The organism is Roseateles sp. FW305-36 (genome assembly GCF_058787015.1).
The window spans coordinates 143,420-165,324 of record NZ_JBYSZK010000016.1 but is presented as its reverse complement, the minus strand read 5'-3'; the positions used below and the strand labels follow the sequence as shown (position 1 = coordinate 165,324).

The following is a 21,905-nucleotide window of genomic DNA, read 5'->3' as shown; positions in this document are numbered from 1 at the left end:
TCCAGCTATTTGCGTAACTGGACAGCATCGTTATCGCCGGCGATGCCGTTCTCAAGATGTGTTCACCGCGCGCTTACCGATTATCTCCAATACTGGCAGATGAGCGACGCCTTCACTGCTTAGCGGCTTCTCGCCAGAAACCAAGCTACTGCGCCAACGAAGTCCGTCGCAACGTAGTCTGCTGTTTCCCAAGCGGTACTTGCATGCCATGTAGGACGGAAACGACTAGGGACTAGCGCGGCGAGACAGCCGGCTTGGCGGGCGGGTTCGATGTCGCGATCAGGTTGATCGCCAATCACTATGAGCGTCGATGTGGCGAAGCGCTGGCGGATACGCCGAAATTGCGCGACATCCTTTGTAAGTTGCCAAACGTCAGTGAAAGATCCTGCAATTTTGTGGTGTTGTAGAACTAGTTTCTGCTTCTCAATTGGGCCCTCTGTCATTAGGAAAAGATCAATATTTGATCTGACCGCCAAAGCCAGTCCGTCCTGAACAGTTGGAAGCAAATTTGGCATACGAGACAGTTCACTAACGAATGAGCCAACAACCGAGTCGACCAGTTCCGAGTCGCCGTCCGTGCTAAGGCGTCCTGCGATGGCCTCCAAGGCCAACGCATCAGCAGGACGGGGAGCCATGAGAGCGGCACCAAGCACTCTGACGAGCATCTGTATTGGATACCTAAGATGCAAATGGTGCTTTGATGCGAGTGCTTGGTCATAAGCGCGCACAAAGGCAAGGCGATCGGCGCTTTTGCATTCAATGCCTAGTTCGCGCTCAAGGTCTGAAAGCAACCTTAGTTGGGCGTTTGCGAATACAGCGTCAGTATCCCAAAGCGTATTATCTCCGTCGACCAACATAACTAGCTCGACGGGTTTGGCTTCATTCATTTATTTATTGACTCACAGTATTTCTAACGCTCATACGCGGCCAGAACGTTTATGTCCTGCCCCTTTTTCAGGGTTCCTATTATCCGAAGACCGTGGCGATGCCCCCTGCGCACCAATTGATAGGCAAAATTTCCGGTTGGATAGGCACCCCTGGCCATGAAGTGCAGGTGAGGGGGCTCGATCATTTCTTCGGACTGTGTCAAATCAAACATTGCCCGAAAGTCGATCCAGTCAAACCGAGCACGCTCGCCACCAGCCGCGATTTCTATCACGCGCAGCACATCAATAGACTCAAACCGCTCATTGACCTTCTGCCAATATTGACGTCGCTGCATCGATTGTTCATTGAGAGGTAATTTGCTAGATGGGTACTTCGGGATTGGATATTCACTTTCATCTTTCTTTGCGCGCTCCGAAAGATAGTCCTTTATTAGCTCGCAATCCTTCCCGTTCATCAATTCCCCGTACATCGGCATCAATTTAGAGCCCGGCTCGAGGTCCAGAATGACAATTGGACGAGGGCCGGGCTTGTCTAATTCGTCAGCCATTTGACTCCAGGTCAGTCGTTGCGTGACATCTTTTAGATCATTTGCAAATTGAAGAGACGCATCTACCCAAAATAGCCTCTGGCCATATCGCTCCGCATACAACGATACCAACTTCTCTAAACGCCGTTCGGTTGACTTTACCGCAACATAGTTCAGTGCGCCCGTTCTGGTGCGCTTCGTGGCCCCTTCGCCAGAAATAGAGGCTTCAGCGCTGGCTTTCGCATTTAGTACATCCAACCCAAACAAAGATAGGAAGGGTGGAAGTTTTGGGGCTATTTCTGCCGAAACCTTTGCACTTCCCGCGACTTTCGCTGAAAGCTCATTCGCGAGTGTTTCAGATTTTGATGCCAATTCAACCTCTGGCCTGAATACGGCGTCATAAAAGCGCTCAACCAACTCCCCGTCGAGGAACAAAGGAGTGTCTGCGATGAACCAAAGACGCGCCAATGACTCCAATCGCTTTTCTAGCGACTGATCTTTATTTTCGGTCATCGATTTTCTTCTCCTAAGCCAACTGAACATATGAATAACGTAGACGATTTAGAAGAGCAAGGGCGCCGGTCAACCACCAGTGATTGTGGCGTCGATTAAATCGGCATGAGGTCCGGCGCTTCGCCCGAAATCAGCAAGCTGCCGGCTCCATGGGTCTCAAACACGTCGATGCGCTCGCAGGCCGGCAGCACCTCTTGAGCCTTGGCAAAAGCCCAGCGCGCGATCTGCTCTGCCGTGCAGTCCTGCAATTCCGGTAGTTCGTGAAGCGGCTGATGATCCAGCGCCTTGAAGATCGGATCGAACAGTGTTTTCACGTCGCCGAAGTCCATCGTCCAGCCCATCACCTCGTCCAACGGCGCACGCAGGTGGAGCCTGAGGTCGTAGGTATGACCATGTAAAGCAGTCAACGGGTGTCCCGGCGGCGCTGCGCGCATCTGCACAGCACTGTCCAGAGTCATCCCCTTCCAGATGCGGTAGTTGCTGCCATCGAAGTTCGCGCCGCATGATCCGGTCTCGTAGACCGTCACCGAACTGAGTTCCGGCAGCACTGTCTTCAGTTGTTTCCACAACCACGCGGAGATCACCTCGCTCGTCGGATTCGACAAGCCGTCGATTTCGTTGAGGCAGTGGTAGTTCAACTCCACGTGGAAAGGCGCCCAGATCTCGTCGAGATAGTCGTAGTCGATGCTCAGGTCGCGTGCGCCCAGGTCTTGGTTGGCATGCAGGATGACCTCGAACGAGTGGCCATGCATGCGCCCGCACTTGTGGCCAACGGGCACGTTCGGCAGTCGATGCGCGGCTTGAAACCTGTAGCGACGCCAGACGTGTGCTTGTCCCTGCGCATCTACATCGACGCCTGTACCTGCTGTGCTCTTCACGCCGACTTGGACCAGGCGCACTGTCGGGTGCAGGCGCGCAAACTCATCTCGAATCCATCGGGCGATGTTCTCGTCGGTCGGTTGCTCAAGAACCGTCCCGAGGTACTTGTAGTCCAGGCGCTGAACGCACTTGCTGAGCAGGTTGTTCAACGTCCAAGAAGCAGATCCAGGGAACTCCTCCCAAGCGCTGCCGTCAGTCGCTCGCACGGTGGCGAGAAAGCTGTGACCGTGCAGGCCACGACTGCGATGACCTTGGGGCAGTGCGGAGACCTGCCGCGCGGCCTCGAAGGGCGCCGCTGCGGAAGTAAAAACTTGAATCGTCATGGCGACCTTTCGCTTTTCTGCTGAACTACACTTTAGATTGTCTTGCAGTTATTTCTGACTTTCTGCAGCCGCTTCCAACATTACTGCAGATCATGGGCTCGCTTGTTCTCACAAACTGCACCTCACGCAAGTCAGCGGGCCCGCATGTAGAGGCGCTCACGGCGGAAGCCTGGGCGTCTCTCCCCAGTGCTGCCAAGCAGTGGCGAGCGCGAGTCAAAGAGGTTTCCCGTCTTAGCAGCGCGGCTTCGGTCTACCAAGGGCGCTCGGTACAAGAAGCGTTGAGTTGCGCGCGGAGGTTGGACGCGGAGTTGTGGTTCGTCTCCGCTGGCCTAGGGCTGGTCCATAGCGAACGTCCGATTCCTCGATATGACCTGACCTTGTCTCAGGGGCAGGGTTCTATTGCACCGCACCTGCAGGCGCTTGCCGCAACGCCAACAGACTGGTGGGCAGCCTTGGTCGATGGAGACGGCCTGAGCCTGGCTGAGTTGATTGCACGGCAGTCAAACGGCAACGTGTATCTCGCGCTCCCGGCGCCCTACCTTGCGCTGCTGAGTCGAGAACTTGAAGCGATTGCCAGCACTGACGACGCACAGCGGCTTTGGATCTTCACTGGGGCGCCGGGACGGCGCGCACTGCCATCGGCAATTCGCACGCGCGCGCTCCCTTATGACCCAAGGCTTGAGTCGGTTGGACCAGCCGGAACGCAGTCCGATTTCCCTCAGCGATGCTTGACGCATTTCATCGGGCTCAACCTAAAACTTGGCATCTCGGCAGCGGCCGCTGTAGAAGCGGTTGAGCAGGCGCTTGCGGTCCGCGAGATGCCTAAGCGACCGAATCGCCGAGTTATCACTGACGCCGAGGCAATGCGGCTCATCCATGAGCACTGGCAGGGCCAGTCTGGCCAGTCGGGGCGCCTCCTGCGGCATCTGCGCACGGGTCTCGGCGTTGCCTGCGAGCAAGGACGCTTCCGCCAGCTCTATCACCGCGTTCGCGAAGCGCTAGCTCTTGAACAAGGACGTATGCGATGAAGCCAAAGTCGAAGAACGAGCCCATCGTCGTGCGAGCGCTGCGTACAGCGCAGGGGGACAACTTGGATGTCCTCGCCTTTTTCATCCGCGGCGCTGACATCGTCCGAGTTGCCGACATCAGTCGAATCGAGCGAGATGGCAACGAGGAGCTCAAGGGCTTCCAGCGACCCGAGATCCGTAGCCACGTGCGTGGCATCGTCGACTACCTGAACCAAGGCGCGGTGCTTTTTCCGAACGCCATCATCCTGGCGATGTCGCCCGAGGTGAAGTTTGTTGCCTCGCGCGGCCCTAGTCCAAAGGGCGATGAGGGCATTGCACAGTCCGGCACGCTCACCATCCCCGTACGGCCGCAAGGCGAGTGTGTTGCCTGGATCGTTGATGGTCAGCAGCGCTCCCTCGCACTCGCGCAGGCGCAGAACCGCGACATTCCGGTGCCGGTGGTTGGCTTCATCTCAGATAGCCTCGAGATTCAGCGAGAGCAGTTCATCTTGGTCAACAAGGCCAAGCCGCTACCTACTCGTTTGATCAACGAACTGCTGCCGGAGACCGGCGGTGTCCATCTGCCACGAGAGTTGACGGCCAGGCGCGTTCCGTCTGAGTTGTGCGGGCTGCTCAACCGAGACCCCAGTTCGCCGTTCCACAAGCTCATCAAACGCCCCTCGGACAAGGGGTCAAGCGGCGCTGTGATCACCGATACGGCTGTGATCACGATGATTCGGAACAGCATGAACAACCCGCTGGGTGCCTTGGCTCAATACAAGGCCACTCACCTAGATGCCGCCAATCTGGAGGCGATGTACCGAGTGCTGTGTACGTTCTGGACCGCGGTCAAGAACGTGTTTCCGGAAGCATGGGCAAGAGACCCTCGTCATAGCCGCCTGATGCACTCCGCCGGCATTGAGGCGATGGGCGTATTGATGGACCGCATCTACGCCAAGCTCTCGAGTGCCGACGAAGACCTGAAGACCGTTCAACGCGAAGTTGAGCGCGTTGTTCCGCACTGCCGCTGGACCAAAGGTGCATGGGAAAGCATCGGCATGGCATGGAACGAAGTCCAGAACACGCCCCGCGATATCAAACGCCTGCAAGACGCCCTTGTTCGCGCCTATACGACAGGCGCATCCAGATGAAGTTCCTGTATTCCGACACCCAAGATTTCGTCGACCCCAACTTCGACTTTGAGAAGGAGAAGTACTCCCCTGGCCGCGAGAAGGATCACACGGACGCCTACGCCCACGAACTGCTCGACGAACCGCCGTACGACGGCTTGCTAGTCGCGATGAGCGCGGTTCGTCAGGCCGACGGCGTGGCCAAGTCCAAGGTGCGCTACACAACGGCCCAAGAGCAGCGCTTTCTCCGCGATGGGGCCAGGCGCTACCTACGCTTCGGCGGTCCGCGCTTTCGCGACTTGATGTTGATGGGCGACTGCGGCGCCTTTGCTTACGCAGATCTCGCTCGTCCAGCATTCACGCCGCGAGAGGTTTTTGACTTCTACGACGACGCTGGTTTTACGCATGGCGTGTCACCGGATCACATCATTTTCGATTGCGATCTGAACGATCCCAAGGTGCCTCATGCACCGAATGAACTGCCCGCCGAGGACAAGGCGAGCTATGTCGCTCGAATCCAGGATCGCTACGAGATCACGCTCGACAACGCGCGCCGCTTCTTGGACATCGCGCAAAGCGAGGATGAGCCCTTTGAGCCCATGGGCCCTGTGCAAGGATGGTCGCCCGCGAGCATGGGGCAAGCAGCCCAGGCGCTCGAGGCGATGGGCTATCGGTACCTTGCTATCGGTGGCATGGTGCCGCTCAAGGTGCCTGCCATCAAAGCAGTGCTTCGCGCGATCCGTAGCAAGATCAAGCCTGAGACGAAGATCCATCTTCTGGGTTTTGCGAAAGCCGAGTCCATCGACGAGTTCACTGGCTTTGGCATCACCAGCTTCGACTCGACATCACCGCTCATTCGTGCGTTCAAGGACGCCAAGTGCAACTACTACATTGAGAAGCCGGGCAGCGGCTTGGAGTACTACACCGCAATCCGCGTTCCGCAAACCTTGGGTAGCGCCAAGCTCATGCAGGGCGTCAAGAACGGCATCTACAAGCCCGAAGAGCTTGCCAAGCTTGAAGCTCAAGCCCTCAAGACTCTGCGCGCGTTCGATGCGGGTTCGGCGCCGCTCTCCAGTGCACTAGATGCCGTGACGGCCTATCACCGTGCCATCGAAACGCCGCTCTACAACGACGAAGCTAAACGCGAAAAGAAGCTCTCCGAAATCCAAGCCGCCGCTCACGAAACGCTAGCTGCCGCGCCGTGGAAGCGCTGCACTTGCAGTATCTGCCGCTCCATCGGCATTGACGTTCTCGTCTTCCGCTCTAACAACCACAACCGCCGCCGTGGGTTTCACAACCTAGGCGTCTATCACCGCCACGTGCAGCGCACGCTGGCCTCTGCTCCATGAACAAGTTTCGCTTCAAGGCGATCCGCGCCAAGCAAGCCCCCAATCACGATGTGTTTGTCTTTGCGGCTGATCCACACGACGTCCTGGCGTTCTCAGAGATCGAGCGCGTGGCTCGCAAGGAGGACGGCGCACTTTCGGGTTTCCAGCGACATCAAATTTCATCGCACATCAAGGACATCCGTGACTACCTCTCGCGAGAAGACGCGTTACTGCCCAACGCGGTCATCGTCGCCTTCATCGATGGAGTGCGAATCACCGAGTCGGCCGGCGGTGTGCTGGACATCGAAGTTGACGTTGAGGACGGGAAAAAACCCGGCTTCGTGGTCGACGGCCAGCAGCGGCTCACGGCGCTCTCTGGACTAGAGAAACCCGGCTTTCAGGTGTTCGTCTCAGCGTTGGTCTGCAAGGACTACAACGAACTTCGGCAGCAGTTCGTGCTGATCAACAACACTCGCCCGTTGCCCAAGACGCTGATCTACGAGTTGCTGCCTGAGGTGGACGGCCTGCCTGAGCGATTTACAGCCCGCAAGTTCTCTGCGCGCATCGTTGATCGCTTGAACTTCACCCCGGCCTCATCGCTGCATCGACAGGTGAAGCAGCACACCAATCCCGGCGGCGTGCTCAGCGACATCGCCATGCAGAAATTGGTCATGAACTCCGCGTCCGATGGTGCCATCCGTGACTTCATTCAGTACGAGAACCGTGAAGACCATTCGTACGAACTTGTCAGCGAGTTCTTCGCCGCCGTTGAGGAGGTGTTCGGTCCCGAGTGGATTGGGATGACACCGCGCCAAAGCCGCCTTGTGCATGGCGCCGGCCTGGTTGCTATGGGCTTCGTCATGGACCATCTGTTCTATGCCGAGGGCGCAACCAAACGGCGGCAGTTCATGGATGGCCTGGAAGCGCTGAAGCCGTACACCGCTTGGACTAGTGGGCAATGGGCGCTCACCGAGGTGGATGTGCGTCCTTGGAATGGAATTCAGAACACTCCTAGTGACATTGACGCGCTCACACGTTACCTGGTGGCGTCGACAAAGAAGGCGCTACGCAAGCAGCGCCGCGCAGCCAACACTTAGGGCGGGGGGGACTCATGACTGATCGAACGCGCGCACTAGTCTTGTTTTCAGGTGGACAAGACTCCGCAACGTGTCTCGCATGGGCGCTTGAGCGCTACGACCGAGTTGAGACCATCGGTTTCGACTACGGACAACGGCACCGCGTCGAACTTGAGAGCCGGGTCAACTTCATGGCGGAGTTGCGCAGGTCGTTTCCTGAGTGGGGAGCTAAGCTCGGACCGGACCATCTTCTTGATCTCCAGTTGCTAGGACAGATCAGCGATACGGCGCTAACTGCTGAGAAGGCTATTGAGTTCGGACAGTCAGGTCTCCCCAACACATTCGTGCCCGGCCGAAACCTCATGTTTTTCACCTTCGCAGCCGCCGTCGCGTATCGGCGCGGAATCAAGACGATGGTGGGGGGAATGTGTGAAACGGACTACTCAGGCTATCCGGACTGTCGTGACGACACTTTGAAGTCACTTCAGGTAACCCTTAATCTCGGCCTAGATACGAGGCTTGTCGTTGAAACGCCGCTCATGTGGATAGATAAGGCCGCCACCTGGAGCCTGGCGGAGCAGCTTGGCGGTGAGTTATTTCTAAACCTGGTCCGCGAAAAAACGCATACATGCTATTTGGGCGACCGCGCCAAACTACATAAATGGGGCTTCGGGTGTGGAAGTTGCCCGGCCTGCGAGCTACGCGCGAAGGGGTATGAAAACTATATCGCCGCCCGCGTTAATTAAGAAAAGCAGCGTACTAGGAGTCGACTCGCCCCTACTCGTGAACCCACACCGCTTTGTTTGATCCGTGTGAGTCACACCGGACCGCGAGATTGCCATGCATGAAGGGAACGTCTCGGCGGAAAGATTCGACCAAGAGTATCCCAGTTGAAGGAGTTACGGTGCATTCGGGATCTTCACATTTGCGCGAATGCTCGAGCGCCCAATACACCATTCGACGCCTAATTGACGCTCTATCTCTAGTCCTAACATGATTGCCGGAGATTACAAATCCATCTTCCTGCACTCCTATACGATCATTCTTGAGAGTATTGCATCCCCCGCAGAGAATGCGCCGCCCTCCTTCGTTACCCAAGAAGTAGTAGGGAAGGATATGGTCGAGGTGAAGGTTCTCCGCGATTGGCTCGAATCCATCGGAGAATCTAGGAGAATTTTTGCGTACATGTGCTCTGAGCGGCATGCCGCAAACGGCACAACGGTGCCCTTGCAGTTGAATTAGATCAAGTGCTAAGCGTTCATCCAATCCTGCAACTCCGTCTTTTGACTCCGATAGGGCCCCTGCAACGGCCTGCTGTATCGTAGTCAACGCCACGACTTCTACCGCACTAGAAGTTGGCTGATATTTATCCGACGCCATAGAAAGCGTTTGCAGGCGTCTTGCGACGAATTGCAACCGCTCGCCGAAATTAAGGTGCGTGGGCACGTCCCCTATCAAGTGCATCAGCAGACGCTCCTTGACCAAATTCTCGAGATCGCGCCTAAGTCTAGAGGTGTCTGCTGAGTAAAAGTTGGCCAACTCGAGCAGATTTTCGAGTTCGTCACTAGTTGGATCCTTAAGGACCGCGCCCTTGAGGACCTTGAATAGCTCTTCAATCACTCCCAGAAGCGCTTGTGAAGGTCTTTCACTTCAGGAAGCGTCTTATGTTTTTCCAGAATGTCCAACATGCAATCGACCATTTCCTCTCGAAGCGGCTTGGATGCGTCAAAACCTGTATAAGTCAGCGTAGAGAAAAACTCTTCTGGCAACCGCTTTACGAATTTCTCAATCTGCGTAGAAAACTTTTCGGGCGTGAGTTTCAGGTCTGCCCAAGTCTTGTCTTCCATTTCCAGATTGCTAAGGGTGAAGTCAGCCCAAGCTTGCAGCACGGCAACCTGCAGCAACCCAAGAACCGTAGCGCGCATCAATTTTTGCCGCGTCTTCGCTTGACTATCTTTTGCCAGTTTGGATTGATCGGTCGGCAACCATTCTGCTTCAGACTTTGGCCAAAGTTGAACCGCGTATTGTTTGGCGATCGGTGTCCAAAAAGCCTTGAAATAGTCAAACCAGAGTTTTTCCTGCCAATATTCGGCGCGGTCTCTACTATTTGACCCCTTGCAAAGTGGACCGAAAATATCACCCATAGACCGGGCGGCACGGTTTTCAGTTGCTCGGAACTGTTTAAACTTTGACTCTAGTCCGTTCTTGCTTCTTCCGCCGTACCAAAGTTCGATAACCTTCTTTTGAAATGCCGTCGCGTCTAAGAATCCGCGCTCGCCGGGAGTATTCGTCCTTAACATTCCGACAAATGGATTGCTCTCCAGTTGAACGCGCATAGCAGCCTTGATCAAGGAAACCTTGATGCCTGCCCTATTGAGGCGTCCTTCAGTGGTTGCCAACTGCTCAGGAGTAAGACTATGTCCGACGATGCCAAAAAGAAGATTTTCGTCAACCTTCTTAGCACTGCTATTGTTTACGATGAATTGAAAGGATAGCTCCGCCCAATCAGCATATGGCAAGAACGAAACACAGAATGGAATATTCCCGATTTTGTGCGTCCCCTTAACTCGATGCTGCCCATCGATAATTACGCAAGGCTTGGGCTCATCCTTCAATATCTCCAGCAACCGAGCCTTCTTCGCAGGTTGCCAACCTACGTAATCTGCGGTAGCGAGGATACTTCTAAGCTGATCGGGCCGGAGTCCAGCGAAGAACTCCTCAATAGCCCTCTCAGTCTGTTCAAGGGGCGAATCAACATCATCGTCATCCTCGAGAACAGCATTGGTGGCATCATCGTCACCGCTAGCATCCGAGACGTGCTCATCATCATTGGCATCGTCGGACTCGGGAGATTCGCTTTCCGCAATCTCGTCGAGAAGCCCCAGCTTCTTTGCCAATGCCGCGATCTCGAGATCGGGTTGGCCATCAAATTCGCTTGGATTCCAAGGCTGATAGTCAAGCACTACAACGCATTGGACTGGCAATTGCTGAATTGACTCTAAATCTATAGGCGCACCCGCGTCATCAAGGATTCGGACTAAACCTTGGGAACTTGGCTCGACACCAATGAGGACGGCCGTGGGACTAGAGTTCCGCTTCGAATCGTCATCTGAAAAAAACTTCTTGATGTCCTTCACGTGAGAAGGAAGTGCCGCGCGCTGAAACCCGGTCCTCTTGTTTGAAAGACGCGTAGGGACTTTTGCCCAGGAATCAATTTCGTATGAAGGTGCAACAAAAGTGAGTTGCACAGGCGAATTCTTTGCTTGACGAAATGCGAACGCCTTATACGAAATCATTTCACCCCCCTCTACAAAATTGAAATTCTGCGAAAACTTACCAACACATGACTAAACGTCGATATTCCCCGCCCTCAACGCATTCGTCTCGATGAAGTCGCGCCGCGGCTCGACCTCGTCGCCCATCAGCATCGTGAAGACCTTGTCCGCCTCGATGGCGTCGTCGATCTGCACGCGCAGCAGGCGGCGCACGGTCGGGTCCATGGTGGTTTCCCAGAGCTGCTCGGGGTTCATCTCGCCCAGGCCCTTGTAGCGCTGGCGGCCGACGCTGCCTTCGGCCTGGCTCATCAGCCAGGCCATGGCGGCGCGGAAGTCGTCGACCTTGGATTCCTTGGCCTTCTCGCCCTCGCCCTTGCGCACGATGGCGCCGGGCTTGATCAGCCCTTGGAAGCTGAGGCCTGCGTCGGCCAGCACGGCGTAGTCGGCACCGTGCACGAAGTCGGCGGAGATGACGCTGGCGCGCACGTTGCCGTGGTGGGTGCGGGCGATCTTCAGGAAGAGCTTGTCGGTGCGCGGGTCGGTCTCGACCGTCACCAACGCGTCGTGCAGCAGGCCCTTGAGGCTGGCGGCGCTGACTTCGGCTTCTTCACGCGTGTCGAGCTTGAGCGCCAGGCCGTTGGCCAGCACGTGCAGGGCTTCGATGTCCATCCAGTTGGACAGGCGCTCGATGACGGACTGGGCCGCGACGTACTTGCGGGCCAGGGTGTCCAGCGTGTCGCCCTTGAGGGTGTCGCCCGCGCCGGTGTCCAGGCTCGCGTCCTGCAGCGCGACCTTGAGCAGGAAGGCGTCGAACTCGTGGCCGTCCTTCAGGTATTGCTCGTGCTTGCCGACCTTGACCTTGTACAGCGGCGGCTGGGCGATGTAGATGTGGCCGCGCTCGCAGAGCTCGGGCATCTGGCGGTAGAAGAAGGTCAGCAGCAGGGTGCGGATGTGGGCGCCGTCCACGTCCGCGTCGGTCATGATGATGATGCGGTGGTAGCGGAGCTTGTCGGGGTTGAAGTCGTCGCCACCGGCGCCGCGGCCGATGCCGGTGCCAAGCGCCGTGATCAGCGTCAGGATTTCATTGCTGGTCAGCAGCTTCTCGTAGCGGGCCTTCTCGACGTTCAGGATCTTGCCGCGCAGGGGCAGAATGGCCTGGAACTTCCGGTCGCGGCCCTGCTTGGCGGAGCCGCCGGCGGAGTCGCCCTCCACGATGTAGATCTCGCACAGGGCGGGGTCTTTTTCCTGGCAGTCGGCCAGCTTGCCGGGCAGGCCCAGGCCGTCGAGCACGCCCTTGCGGCGCGTCATCTCTCTAGCCTTGCGGGCAGCCTCGCGGGCGCGGGCGGCGTCGAGGATCTTGCCGCAGATGGTCTTGGCGTCGAGGGGGTTCTCGAGCAGGTAGTCGGTCAGCAGGCGGCTGACGATGTCTTCCACCGGGGCGCGCACTTCTGAGCTGACCAGCTTGTCCTTGGTCTGCGAGCTGAACTTGGGCTCGGGCACCTTGACGCTCACCACGCAGGCCAGGCCTTCGCGCATGTCGTCACCGGCGACTTCGACCTTGGCCTTCTTGGCCAGCTCGTTGTCGTCGATGTATTTGTTGATGACGCGGGTCATCGCGGCGCGCAGGCCGGTCAGGTGGGTGCCGCCATCACGCTGCGGGATGTTGTTGGTGAAGCAGAGGACGTTCTCGTTGAAGCCGTCGTTCCACTGCATGGCCACTTCGACGCCGACGTTGGTGCCCTGGTCGCTGACCTTGTCGCCCTGCGCGTGGAAGATGTTCGGGTGCAGCGTCGTCTTGCCCTTGTTGATGAACTCGACGAAGCCCTTCACGCCGCCGGCATAGGCGAAGTTGTCTTCCTTGTTGTTGCGCTCATCGACCAGGCGGATCTTGACGCCGTTGTTCAGGAAGCTCAGCTCGCGCAGGCGCTTGGCGAGGATGTCGTAGTGGTAGTCGTTGTTCTCTTTGAAGATCTCGGTGTCGGGCAGGAAGTGGACTTCCGTGCCGCGCTTGTCGGTGTCGCCGATGATCTTCATCGGGCGCGTCTCGAAGCCGTCGACCATGACGCTTTCGCCGTTCTGCGGAATGCCCTTGGCGAACTCGATGAAGTGGACCTTGCCGTTCTGGCGCACGGTCAGGCGCAGGAACTTGGACAGGCCGTTCACGCAGCTCACGCCCACGCCGTGCAGGCCGCCGGAGACCTTGTAGCTGTTCTGGTTGAACTTGCCGCCGGCGTGCAGCTCGGTCAGCGCGATCTCGGCGGCGGAGCGCTTGGGCTCGTGCTTGTCGTCCATCTTGACGCCGGTGGGGATGCCGCGGCCGTTGTCGATGACGGAGATGGAGTTGTCGGTGTGGATGGTGACGACGATGTCGTCGCAGTGGCCGGCCAGGGCCTCGTCGATGGAGTTGTCCACCACTTCGAAGACGAGGTGGTGCAGGCCCGTGCCGTCGGAGGTGTCGCCGATGTACATGCCCGGGCGCTTGCGTACCGCCTCCAGGCCTTCCAGGATCTGGATGGAACTGGCGTCATAGGCCTCGCCCGCTTTGGCCTCGGCCGCAGCCGCCGCCTGTTGGTTGGCGTTCAGACCATCCGGGTGTTCGGGGCTGCTATTCACATCACTCATCGGGAACTCTCTCTCACTCGCGGGCGACTTTTCATCGCCCTATAAAAGCACTGAAGCGGGCCTAAGCCCGCTGTGTCCAAGTCAGGTCGTGACTCAGATTCGCATCGGCATCACGACGTACTTGAAGCCGGTGGTGTCCGGAATGGTCAGCAGCGCACTGCTGGCGCTGTCGTTCAGGTCGATGCAGACCATGTCCTGGCTCATGTTGGCCAGGGCATCCATCAGGTAGGTGACGTTGAAGCCGGTCTCGATCTTGTCGCCGGCGTAGTCGATCTCGATCTCTTCCTTGGCCTCTTCCTGCTCGGCGTTGCTGGACGCGATGGACAGCAGGCCCGGTTCGAAGGTCAGGCGCACGGCCTTGAACTTCTCGCTGGTCAGGATGGCGGCGCGCTGCAGGCTGGACAGCAGCGGCGCGCGGCCCAGGGTCAGGCGGAACTTGTGGTTCTTGGGGATGACGCGGTTGTAGTCGGGGAACTTGCCCTCGACCAGCTTGGTCACGAACTCCATACCGCTGAAGCTGAACTTGGCCTGGTTGCCGGCAAAGCGCATCTCGATGGCGGCTTCGTCGTCCTTGCCGTCTTTCAGGAGGCGCTGCAGCTCCAGCACGGTCTTGCGCGGCAGGATGACTTCCTGCTTGGGGATGTCGGTGTCCAGCTCGGCCTGGGCCAGGGCCAGGCGGTGGCCGTCGGTGGCCACCAGCGTCAGGTTCTTGCCTTCGGCGACGAACAGGATGCCGTTCAGGTAGTAGCGGATGTCATGCACCGCCATCGCGAAGTGGACCTGGTTGATCAGGCCCTTGAGCGCCTTTTGCGGCACGCTGAAGGCGGGGCCGAAGTCGGCGGCTTCCTGCACCAGGGGGAAGTCGTCGGCGGGCAGGGTCTGCAGCGTGAAGCGACTCTTGCCGCCCTGCAGGGTCATCTTGTTCTGGTTGCTCGTCAGGCTGACCGTCTGGTCGGCCGGCATGGAGCGCAGGATGTCGATCAGCTTGCGGGCGCCCACGGTGGTGGACAGGTTGCCGGCGTCACCGTCGAATTGGACGGTGGTGCGCACCTGGATCTCGAGGTCGCTGGTCGTGAGCTCCACCTGGTTGCCGGTCTTGCGGATCAGCACATTGGCCAGGATGGGCAGCGTGTGGCGCCGCTCGACGATGCCGGACACTGCTTGCAGCGCGCCGAGCACCTGGTCCTGGGGAGCTTTCAAAACGATCATGGAGGCCTCTTGGGGGGATCTCTGGGGGGCAATCGGGCGCGCCCAAGCACAACGCGCGCGCGAAGCTGCGATTGTCGCCCGGAAACGGTGCCCGGCCGGCCGGCAGGGCTGTCGCGGAGGCTACGGGTCAACCCGGAGACGCCCCCGGGGCGGCTTCAGCCTCCCGCGGCCTCCATGGCCCGGGCGATCAGCCGGTGGAAGTGGTGCACGCCCTGCTCGCGGGTCGGGGAGTAGCGGCCGTGTCGATAAAAGCGCGAGCGCAGGCCCTGCTGCACCGTCATCACGACGGCTTCGTCTTCCATTTCCACCTCATCCAGCGCCCCGCCGGCGCCGCGGCCCAGCAACTCGGGCTTCCACACATAGGAGCGAAAGCGCACCCGGGTTCGCGCCGGGCCTATGGGCGTGACCTGGTTCAGCGACAGGCCCCAGGGGTAGAAGTTCAGCATCAGGTTGGGGAAGACCCACCAGTAGTAGGCCGCGATGCGCTGGCCGAATTCCGCGGCCTCGGGCGACAGGTCGAAGGCCGTTTCGTCGGCTCGGGCCACGGCCAACTGCAGATTGCTCCAGTCGTGCAGCTCGTAGCGGTACTGGCTCAGGTCCAGGGTCTGGGTCAGGCCGGGGTGGACGAAGGGGATGTGCAGGCCTTCGAGGTAGTTCTCGACGTAGAGGGCCCAGTGGGCGTCGAACTCGTAGTCGCGGCTGCGGCTGGCGTCGAGGCGGAAGTCCTGCAGCGGCAGCCAGTGCAGGCGCTGCATGGCAGGGCCGAAGAAGGCGTCGAAGCTGTCCAGCGGCGCTTCCAGCGCGACAAAGCCCTGGCCGCCCCAGTCCTGCAGCGGGACCTGGGGCAGATGGTCGCAGGGGCGGGGGAAGTCCAGGGCTTGCTGGAACTCGGGCATGAAGACCATGCGCCCGTCCAGCTCGAAGCGGCGCGAGTGGTAGCCGCAGCGGATCTGGGCGGCGTCCTGGCAGGGCTGGTGGATGAGGATGTTGCCGCGGTGGGTGCAGACGTTGCTCAGGCAGCGCAGGGCGCCCGCGGCGTCGCGCGACAGCAGCAGGGGTTCGTCCAGGCTGCCCGGCAGCAGGGTTTCGGGTTGCAGGCTGCCGGGCGCCTGCACGCCATGCAGGTCGGACAGCCATTGCCAGCTGCGCGCCAGCACGCGCTCGTACTGCAGCGCTTGAGCGGCAGGGTCGAGGTAGAAGGCCTTGTCCAGGGTCTCGGCGCGGGCGACTTCGGGGTGGACCTGCCAGCGGGATTCGCTCATGGCTTCTCCTTCAGGGGCCCGCGTTCAGGCTGATGACCACGCGCAACTCGGACTGGTTGGCCTCGAAGCCCGAGCCATGCTTGAGCCAGGACGGGAAAAGCACGAGGTCGCCCGGCGCGAGCTTGAACTTGGCCATCTCCATGTTGAACTCGGTGGGTTCTGCGGCCTCGATGAAGCCGACCAGCGGGTTGGGGTTCTCGAAGTGCAGCTTGCTGCTGGCCTCGTCGCTGGCGATGCACAGGGCGGCGGAGACGCGCGAGTCAGGGTGGGTGTGGTGCTTGAGCAGGCTACCCGGGCGCTGGATGTTGAACCAGGAGTTGGACAGGGTGGCGCTGCCCAGTCCCAGCTCCTGGGCATAGGCGTTCATCAGCCGCGCCAGGCCCTGGGTCAGGCCTTTGAGGTTGTCGTGGGCGGCTTCCAGGGCTTCGATGAAATGAGACTGCTTGGCGAAGGTCGACTTCGCGTCGCCCAGCAGGGCGCCGTGCTGGCCGGCGTCAATCTGCAGGCAGTGCTCGAGGATGGTGGCGAGCTGGTCGGCGGCCAGCACCTCGGTGTAGCGGTGCACGAGGGTGGGGAAGAGCTTCCAGGCTTGCTTCTGCATAGGGCGCGTGGGCGTATCGCGCCGATTCTGCGGGCGCGGAAGATCTCTTCCGCCACGTGTTTGTCCTCGGGTGCAGCCCGTAGCATCCCGGCCATGCGCATCCTGCCTGCCCTCCTGCTGTTCGTCGCCACTGCGGCCGTCGCCGCCCCCTTGCCGCCCGCGGCCCGCGCCGAAGTCGACGCGCTGATGAACCGGCTGCAGTCCTCCGGCTGCGAGTTCAATCGCAACGGCAGCTGGTATGCCGGCGCCGAGGCCAAGGCCCATCTGCTGAAGAAGCTGGACTATCTCGAAGGCAAGGACATGGTGGCCACTGCCGAGCAGTTCATCGACAAGGGCGCGTCCACCAGCAGCACCAGCGGCAAGGCCTATCTGGTGCGCTGCGCCGGCAAGGCGCCGGTGGAAAGCGGGACCTGGCTGAAGGCGGAGCTGCAGCAGTTGCGGGCGGCGAAGGCGGCTTCGAGCCCGCGCTGACCCGGGGCTTCTTCGCTTCGCCTTGAGTTTGTGTAATCGTTCGATTACAGTTTGGCCGTGGCCATCACCGTTCGCCAACTCGACGAGTTTTCCACCTGGCTCAAGAGCCTGAAAGACGGCCTCGTCCGTGTGCGCCTCATCAAGCGCCTGCGCAAAGCGCAGTTGGGCAACCTCGGCGATGTGGAGGCCGTCGGCGATGGGGTGTATGAGATGCGCGAGCATTTCGGCCCGGGCTGGCGCATGTATTACGTCCAGCGGGGTGACACGCTGATCGTGATGCTGGGCGGTGGTGACAAGTCCACGCAGCAGGCGGACATTCGCAAGGCCATCCGGTTGGCCCAGTCTTTGGAGGATTGAACATGACCCGCAAGACCAAGGTCACCGAACTGCCAGAGTTCGATGCTGCTGAATACCTGAACAGCGAGCAAGACATTGCCGCCTATTTGACGACGGTGCTGGAGGAGGCTGATCCGGCGTTGCTGGCAGCAGCGCTGGGTGATATCGCCCGCGCCCGCGGAATGACGCAGGTGGCCAAGGATTCGGGTATCACGCGGGAAGCCCTCTACAAGGCGCTGCGCCCGGGCAGCGAGCCGCGTTTTGACACGGTCAGCCGCGTCTGCGCGGCTCTCGGGGTGCGGCTGGTGGCCCAGCCCATCCACTCGTCCTAAGTGACAGGCGCCGCGTCGGCCCAGGCGAACCGCAGTTCACGCCTGCGCCGCTTCGAGCTGGGCCTCGCAGCTCTGCTGCTGCTTGTTCTGCTGCTGGACTTCGTCTTCCCCCTGCCCACGCCCGCCAGCAATTCGCCGACGCTGACGGTGCTGGCTGCGGACGGCAGCCCGCTGCGCGCCTGGCCGGGCGACGACGGCGCGCAGCGCCACCCGACGACACCCGAGGCCGTGTCGGCCAACTATCTGCAGGCCCTGCTGCACTACGAGGACCGCTGGTTCCGCTGGCATCCGGGCGTGAACCCGGTGGCCCTGATGCGCGCGGCCTGGCAGTGGGTGCGGCATGGGCGCATCGTGTCGGGCGGGTCGACGCTGACCATGCAGGTGGCCCGCCTCGTCGACGAGAAGGCCGCCGGCCGCAGCGTGCCGGCCAAGCTGCGCCAGATCGCCCGCGCCCTGCAGCTCGAGCTGCATTGCAGCAAGCACGAGATCCTGTCGCTGTATCTCAACCTCGCGCCCATGGGCGGGCCGCTGGAGGGCGTGGAGACGGCCAGCCGCGCCTACTTGGGCAAGGGCGCAGCCGATCTGTCCAAGGCTGAAGCCGCGCTGCTGGTGGCGTTGCCGCAGTCGCCCACGCGGCTGCGGCCCGACCGCGCCGTGGCGTCGGCACAGGCGGCGCGCGACAAGGTGCTGACGCGCATGCAGACCCTGGGCGTGTGGAGCGCCGCCGACGTGGCCGACGCCAAGCTCGAGCGCGTCTTCGCGCCGCCGCTGCGCGCCCGCTGGCTGGCGCCGCTCGCGGCCGAGCGGGTGCGCCAGGAGGCCAGGAAGAGCGGCCATGCGCCTGCCGTCATCCAGACCACACTGGACGCCGGCCTGCAGGCGCGGCTGGAGCAGTTGCTGACCGACCGCCTCAACAGCCTGCCCGACGCGGTGTCGCTCGCGGCCCTGGTGGTGGACAACCGCACGCTGGACGTGCGCGGCTATGTGGGCTCGGCCGACTTCAACAACGCGCGACGCGGCGCCCATGTGGACATGGTGAGGGCCAAGCGCTCGCCGGGCTCCACACTCAAGCCCTTTCTCTACGCCATGGCGCTGGACGAGGGGCTGATCCATTCCGAGAGCCTGCTCATCGACGCGCCGCAGAACTTCGGCGGCTACGCGCCGGGCAACTTCCAGGCCGATTTCTCGGGGCCGGTCAGCGTCAGCGAGGCCCTGCAGCGTTCGCTCAACGTGCCGGCCGTGGACCTGCTGGACCGTATCGGCCCGGAGCGCTTCGCCGGCCGGCTGCGCAACGCCGGCCTCAAGCTGCGCATGCTGGCCAATGCCGCGCCCAACCTGAGCCTCATCCTCGGCGGCGGCAGCACGACGCTGGAGGAGCTGGTGGGCGCCTACACGGCCCTGGCCCGCGAGGGCATTGCCGCGCGACCTCATCTCACGCCCCTGACGCCGGAAGAGCCGCTGCGGGAAGCGCGGCTGATGAGCCCGGGTGCTGCCTTCATCGTGCGCGAGATCCTGGAAAACGGTGGACGGCCCGGCAATCCGTTTCGCGAAAGCGCCCAGCGCGTGGCCTGGAAGACGGGCACGTCGTTCGGCTTTCGCGACGCCTGGGCCCTGGGCGTGACCGACCGCTACACCTTCGGCGTCTGGATTGGCCGGCCCGACGGCACGCCCAACCCCGGCCACTTCGGCGCCAACTCGGCCGCACCGCTGCTGCGCGACCTGGCCGCGGCCCTCGGCCCGTCCGAGTCGCGTCAGCAGCTCGGGCCGCGGCACCGGCCGGACAGCGTCGTGGCCGTGCCCATCTGCTGGCCGACGGGCACGGCCGAGTCGGCCACCGAGCCGGCGTTGTGCCTGCAGCGTCGCACCGCCTGGACGCTGGACGGCGCCGTGCCGCCGACCCTGCCCGACCGGCTGCGTCCGGGGCCGCTGGCCGAGCCCGTCTGGGTGGCTGCGGGTCAGCGCGTGCTGCCCAGCTGCGCGCCGACGGCCGAGCGCTTCGAGGCCGTGCGCTGGCCGGCCCTGCTCGGGCCCTTCCTCGACGCCGAGCAGCGCCATCCGCTGGAGCGCCTGCCCTGGCGGGCCGATTGCGGCGGCAACCAGCCCGTGGCCAACCGGCTGCGCGTCGTCGGCCTGGAGCCGGGCACGGTGCTGCGTCCGACGCCGGGTCAGCGTGAGGTGGTGGTGAAGCTGCAGGCCGTCGGCGCCCAGCAGGGCACGACCTGGTTGCTGGATGGCCAATGGATGGCCGACAGCCCCAAGGCGGCCGCGGCGCAGACCCTGCGCATCGACCGCGCCGGCCCGCATCGCCTCACCGTCATGGACGGCCTGGGCCGCTGGGCGCGGGTGGAGTTCCAGCTTGCGGCACCATAGCGGCATGGATACCCTGCAAGCCCTGGAACAACGCATCACCGATCTCGAGATCAAGGCCAGCTTCGCTGAGGACACGGTGGAGCAGCTGAATCAGGTCATCGTGCGCCAACAGGAGCAGATCGACCGGCTGGTGCGCGAGCTCGTCGAGCTGCGCAACCGCGCCACGGCGGCCGAGCCTGGCGAGGCCCGCAGCCTGCGCGACGAGCTGCCGCCGCATTACTGAGGCGGGAACCCACAGCGACGGGCCGTCACTCATGGGGGCTTTCAGGAGACCTCATGACGACCGCCAAACTGGATCTGCTGCTGCCGGCGAACTACACCCGCCTGCTCAAGACCGAACTCAAGGACAGCGGAGGCGACGAAGCGCCGCTGCGCTATATCTACGACCGCGCTGACAAGCAGCCGGCGGTCGTCTTCATCGGCGATGTCGGGGGCGGCATGGTGACGCTGATGAAGAAGCAGGACTCGGGCCTCAAGGTGCTGGTCGGCAAGATCGCCGAGACCGAGAAGGCCATCCTGTTCGAGATCGGCCCCCAGCTGACCGACAAGGCACTGACCGTGCAGTTCCTCAACGCGAGCATCCGCAAGCCGGCCCTGCGGGTGAAGGACGTGGCCGAGGCCCTGCTCAAGCTCAAGACCGCCACCCCGCCCAGCAAGGACGAGGGCGAGTTGACCGCCAAGGCCCAGAAGGCGTTCGACGGCCTCAAGGCGCGCCTGGGTGTCGCCCTGAAGTGGGCGGCGGACAACCACAGGAGCCGCCTGGTCGCCGCGGTCAAGGAATTCAAGGAACTGGTCGAGAAGAAGTCGGGCAAGGAGGCCGTGGCCACCGTGGTCAGCCTGGCCAAGGCCCTGCAGATGATCGAGAGCACCGACCTGCGCGAACCGGCCGAGTTGCTGGAGCGCATCGACGAGCTGGAAAAGCTGCGCGACGGCCTCAAGAACCCCGCCCTGCACCCCAAGAACCTGAAGTCCATCAACGAGGTCCTGCTAGTGGTGAGCAAGGCGCTGGAGGCCGAGAAGGCCTCCGACTGGAAGGCGCTGGGCAAGAAGCTGGACGAGGTGCAGGACGAACTGGAGAACGCCGCCGATCTGGCCAAGGTCTTCGTCGGCCAGCGCCGGGAGGTCGACGACATCGTCAAGGAGATCAAGAAGCTGGACCGCGATCTGGTGAGCCGCATTCCCGGCAAGAAGCCCGAGCTGGTCAAGCTGGAGGCCAAGGTGGCGCTGCAGGACAAGCAGGCGCCGACGCAGATCGTGCCCAGCGATCGCTACGACCCCTTCGAGACGCTGATCGCGGCCCAGAACGAGTTGCTGGGCTTCATGCGCGAGGCGCTCAAGCCGCCCACCAAGCCCGACCTCACCACCCTGGCGGGCCGCAAATCGGTTTATGCCTATGACCGCTCCGACACCTGGGTCATGAATCCGGTGGCCTACAAGAACGGCACGTCCAGCTCCAGCCTGAGCTCCCAGCAGCTGGCGCTGCTCGGCAAGGGCCAGCTGCGCTCGAACACCACCGCCGGCGGTTCGGTGCTCAAGGTGGGCTTCGAGGGCCATGCCCACATCGACGGCGGCAGCGGTGGCGTGGCCTTCATCTACGTGCTGGACGAGGCCCAGTACAAGGTCACGCCCATCGTGGTGGACACCGCCAGCTCACGCGGCAACAACAAGGACAAGAACAAATACCACTGGGAAACCGGCGGCCTCGACTACTTCCCCCCGAACGCGAAGTACTGAGCCCGGACCGAGGACAGGCCACT

19 protein-coding genes are annotated in these 21,905 nt (G+C 61.4%); 11 read left to right on the top strand and 8 right to left on the bottom strand.

Annotation, left to right across the window (positions count from 1 at the left end; translation table 11 throughout):
- Positions 1 to 119: 119 nt before the first annotated feature.
- From AC3WOE_RS24945 to AC3WOE_RS24935, 3 genes are all read right to left on the bottom strand, one after another.
- Positions 120 to 887 (bottom strand): HAD hydrolase-like protein, encoded by a 768-nt coding sequence (locus tag AC3WOE_RS24945; protein WP_492694224.1) that lies wholly within the window; start codon positions 885 to 887, stop codon positions 120 to 122.
- 23 nt (positions 888 to 910) lie between these two features.
- Positions 911 to 1,927 (bottom strand): hypothetical protein, encoded by a 1,017-nt coding sequence (locus AC3WOE_RS24940; protein ID WP_492694222.1) that lies wholly within the window; start codon positions 1,925 to 1,927, stop codon positions 911 to 913.
- A gap of 95 nt (positions 1,928 to 2,022) precedes the next feature.
- Positions 2,023 to 3,129 carry a 6-carboxytetrahydropterin synthase gene (locus AC3WOE_RS24935; RefSeq protein WP_492694220.1) on the bottom strand — a complete coding sequence of 369 codons (1,107 nt, stop codon included), beginning with the start codon at positions 3,127 to 3,129 and terminating at the stop codon, positions 2,023 to 2,025.
- 308 nt (positions 3,130 to 3,437) lie between these two features.
- On the opposite strand from AC3WOE_RS24935, the gene AC3WOE_RS24930 reads away from it, so the two are divergent.
- From AC3WOE_RS24930 to queC, 5 genes are read left to right on the top strand one after another with little or no spacing between them, the layout of a single operon-like run.
- Positions 3,438 to 4,157: a hypothetical protein gene (locus tag AC3WOE_RS24930; protein WP_492694218.1), complete on the top strand. Its 720-nt coding sequence runs from the start codon at positions 3,438 to 3,440 to the stop codon at positions 4,155 to 4,157.
- Positions 4,154 to 5,287 (top strand): DGQHR domain-containing protein DpdB, encoded by a 1,134-nt coding sequence (gene dbpB / locus AC3WOE_RS24925; protein ID WP_492694216.1) that lies wholly within the window; start codon positions 4,154 to 4,156, stop codon positions 5,285 to 5,287. Before AC3WOE_RS24930 ends, dbpB (AC3WOE_RS24925) begins: the two co-directional genes overlap by 4 nt.
- Positions 5,284 to 6,615 (top strand): tRNA-guanine transglycosylase DpdA, encoded by a 1,332-nt coding sequence (gene dpdA, locus AC3WOE_RS24920; protein WP_492694214.1) that lies wholly within the window; start codon positions 5,284 to 5,286, stop codon positions 6,613 to 6,615. Before dbpB (AC3WOE_RS24925) ends, dpdA begins: the two co-directional genes overlap by 4 nt.
- Positions 6,612 to 7,691, top strand: a complete 1,080-nt coding sequence (dbpB, locus tag AC3WOE_RS24915; RefSeq protein ID WP_492694212.1) for a DGQHR domain-containing protein DpdB — start codon at positions 6,612 to 6,614, stop codon at positions 7,689 to 7,691. Before dpdA ends, dbpB (AC3WOE_RS24915) begins: the two co-directional genes overlap by 4 nt.
- A gap of 14 nt (positions 7,692 to 7,705) precedes the next feature.
- Positions 7,706 to 8,416 carry a 7-cyano-7-deazaguanine synthase QueC gene (gene queC, locus AC3WOE_RS24910; RefSeq protein ID WP_492694210.1) on the top strand — a complete coding sequence of 237 codons (711 nt, stop codon included), beginning with the start codon at positions 7,706 to 7,708 and terminating at the stop codon, positions 8,414 to 8,416.
- Positions 8,417 to 9,286: 870 nt separating this feature from the next.
- On the opposite strand, the gene AC3WOE_RS24905 is transcribed toward queC, so the two are convergent.
- The 5 genes from AC3WOE_RS24905 to AC3WOE_RS24885 all read right to left on the bottom strand — a co-directional run bounded on the left by AC3WOE_RS24905 (position 9,287) and on the right by AC3WOE_RS24885 (position 16,639).
- Positions 9,287 to 10,807, bottom strand: coding sequence for a hypothetical protein (locus AC3WOE_RS24905; protein ID WP_492694208.1), 1,521 nt, complete (start codon positions 10,805 to 10,807; stop codon positions 9,287 to 9,289).
- Positions 10,808 to 11,017: 210 nt separating this feature from the next.
- Positions 11,018 to 13,567, bottom strand: a complete 2,550-nt coding sequence (gene gyrB, locus AC3WOE_RS24900; protein WP_492694206.1) for a DNA topoisomerase (ATP-hydrolyzing) subunit B — start codon at positions 13,565 to 13,567, stop codon at positions 11,018 to 11,020.
- Positions 13,568 to 13,660: 93 nt separating this feature from the next.
- Positions 13,661 to 14,776, bottom strand: a complete 1,116-nt coding sequence (gene dnaN / locus AC3WOE_RS24895; protein WP_492694204.1) for a DNA polymerase III subunit beta — start codon at positions 14,774 to 14,776, stop codon at positions 13,661 to 13,663.
- 155 nt (positions 14,777 to 14,931) lie between these two features.
- Positions 14,932 to 16,038, bottom strand: coding sequence for an aromatic ring-hydroxylating oxygenase subunit alpha (locus tag AC3WOE_RS24890; RefSeq protein WP_492694202.1), 1,107 nt, complete (start codon positions 16,036 to 16,038; stop codon positions 14,932 to 14,934).
- A 10-nt stretch (positions 16,039 to 16,048) separates the two neighbouring features.
- Positions 16,049 to 16,639, bottom strand: coding sequence for a putative 2OG-Fe(II) oxygenase (locus AC3WOE_RS24885; RefSeq protein WP_492694200.1), 591 nt, complete (start codon positions 16,637 to 16,639; stop codon positions 16,049 to 16,051).
- Between the two features lie 93 nt (positions 16,640 to 16,732).
- On the opposite strand from AC3WOE_RS24885, the gene AC3WOE_RS24880 reads away from it, so the two are divergent.
- From AC3WOE_RS24880 to AC3WOE_RS24855, 6 genes are read left to right on the top strand one after another with little or no spacing between them, the layout of a single operon-like run.
- The gene (locus AC3WOE_RS24880) at positions 16,733 to 17,110 is read left to right on the top strand and encodes a YfeK family protein (RefSeq protein ID WP_492694198.1); all 378 of its coding nucleotides are present in this window, start codon (positions 16,733 to 16,735) and stop codon (positions 17,108 to 17,110) included.
- Between the two features lie 57 nt (positions 17,111 to 17,167).
- Positions 17,168 to 17,467 carry a type II toxin-antitoxin system RelE/ParE family toxin gene (locus AC3WOE_RS24875; protein ID WP_492694196.1) on the top strand — a complete coding sequence of 100 codons (300 nt, stop codon included), beginning with the start codon at positions 17,168 to 17,170 and terminating at the stop codon, positions 17,465 to 17,467.
- A 2-nt stretch (positions 17,468 to 17,469) separates the two neighbouring features.
- The gene (locus AC3WOE_RS24870) at positions 17,470 to 17,778 is read left to right on the top strand and encodes an addiction module antidote protein (protein WP_492694195.1); all 309 of its coding nucleotides are present in this window, start codon (positions 17,470 to 17,472) and stop codon (positions 17,776 to 17,778) included.
- Positions 17,779 to 20,148, top strand: coding sequence for a penicillin-binding protein 1C (pbpC, locus tag AC3WOE_RS24865; RefSeq protein ID WP_492694193.1), 2,370 nt, complete (start codon positions 17,779 to 17,781; stop codon positions 20,146 to 20,148).
- Between the two features lie 4 nt (positions 20,149 to 20,152).
- Complete coding sequence (locus AC3WOE_RS24860; RefSeq protein WP_492694191.1) at positions 20,153 to 20,371, top strand: SlyX family protein; 219 nt, start codon at positions 20,153 to 20,155, stop codon at positions 20,369 to 20,371.
- Positions 20,372 to 20,424: 53 nt separating this feature from the next.
- Complete coding sequence (locus tag AC3WOE_RS24855) at positions 20,425 to 21,882, top strand: hypothetical protein (RefSeq protein ID WP_492694189.1); 1,458 nt, start codon at positions 20,425 to 20,427, stop codon at positions 21,880 to 21,882.
- Positions 21,883 to 21,905: the final 23 nt, after the last annotated feature.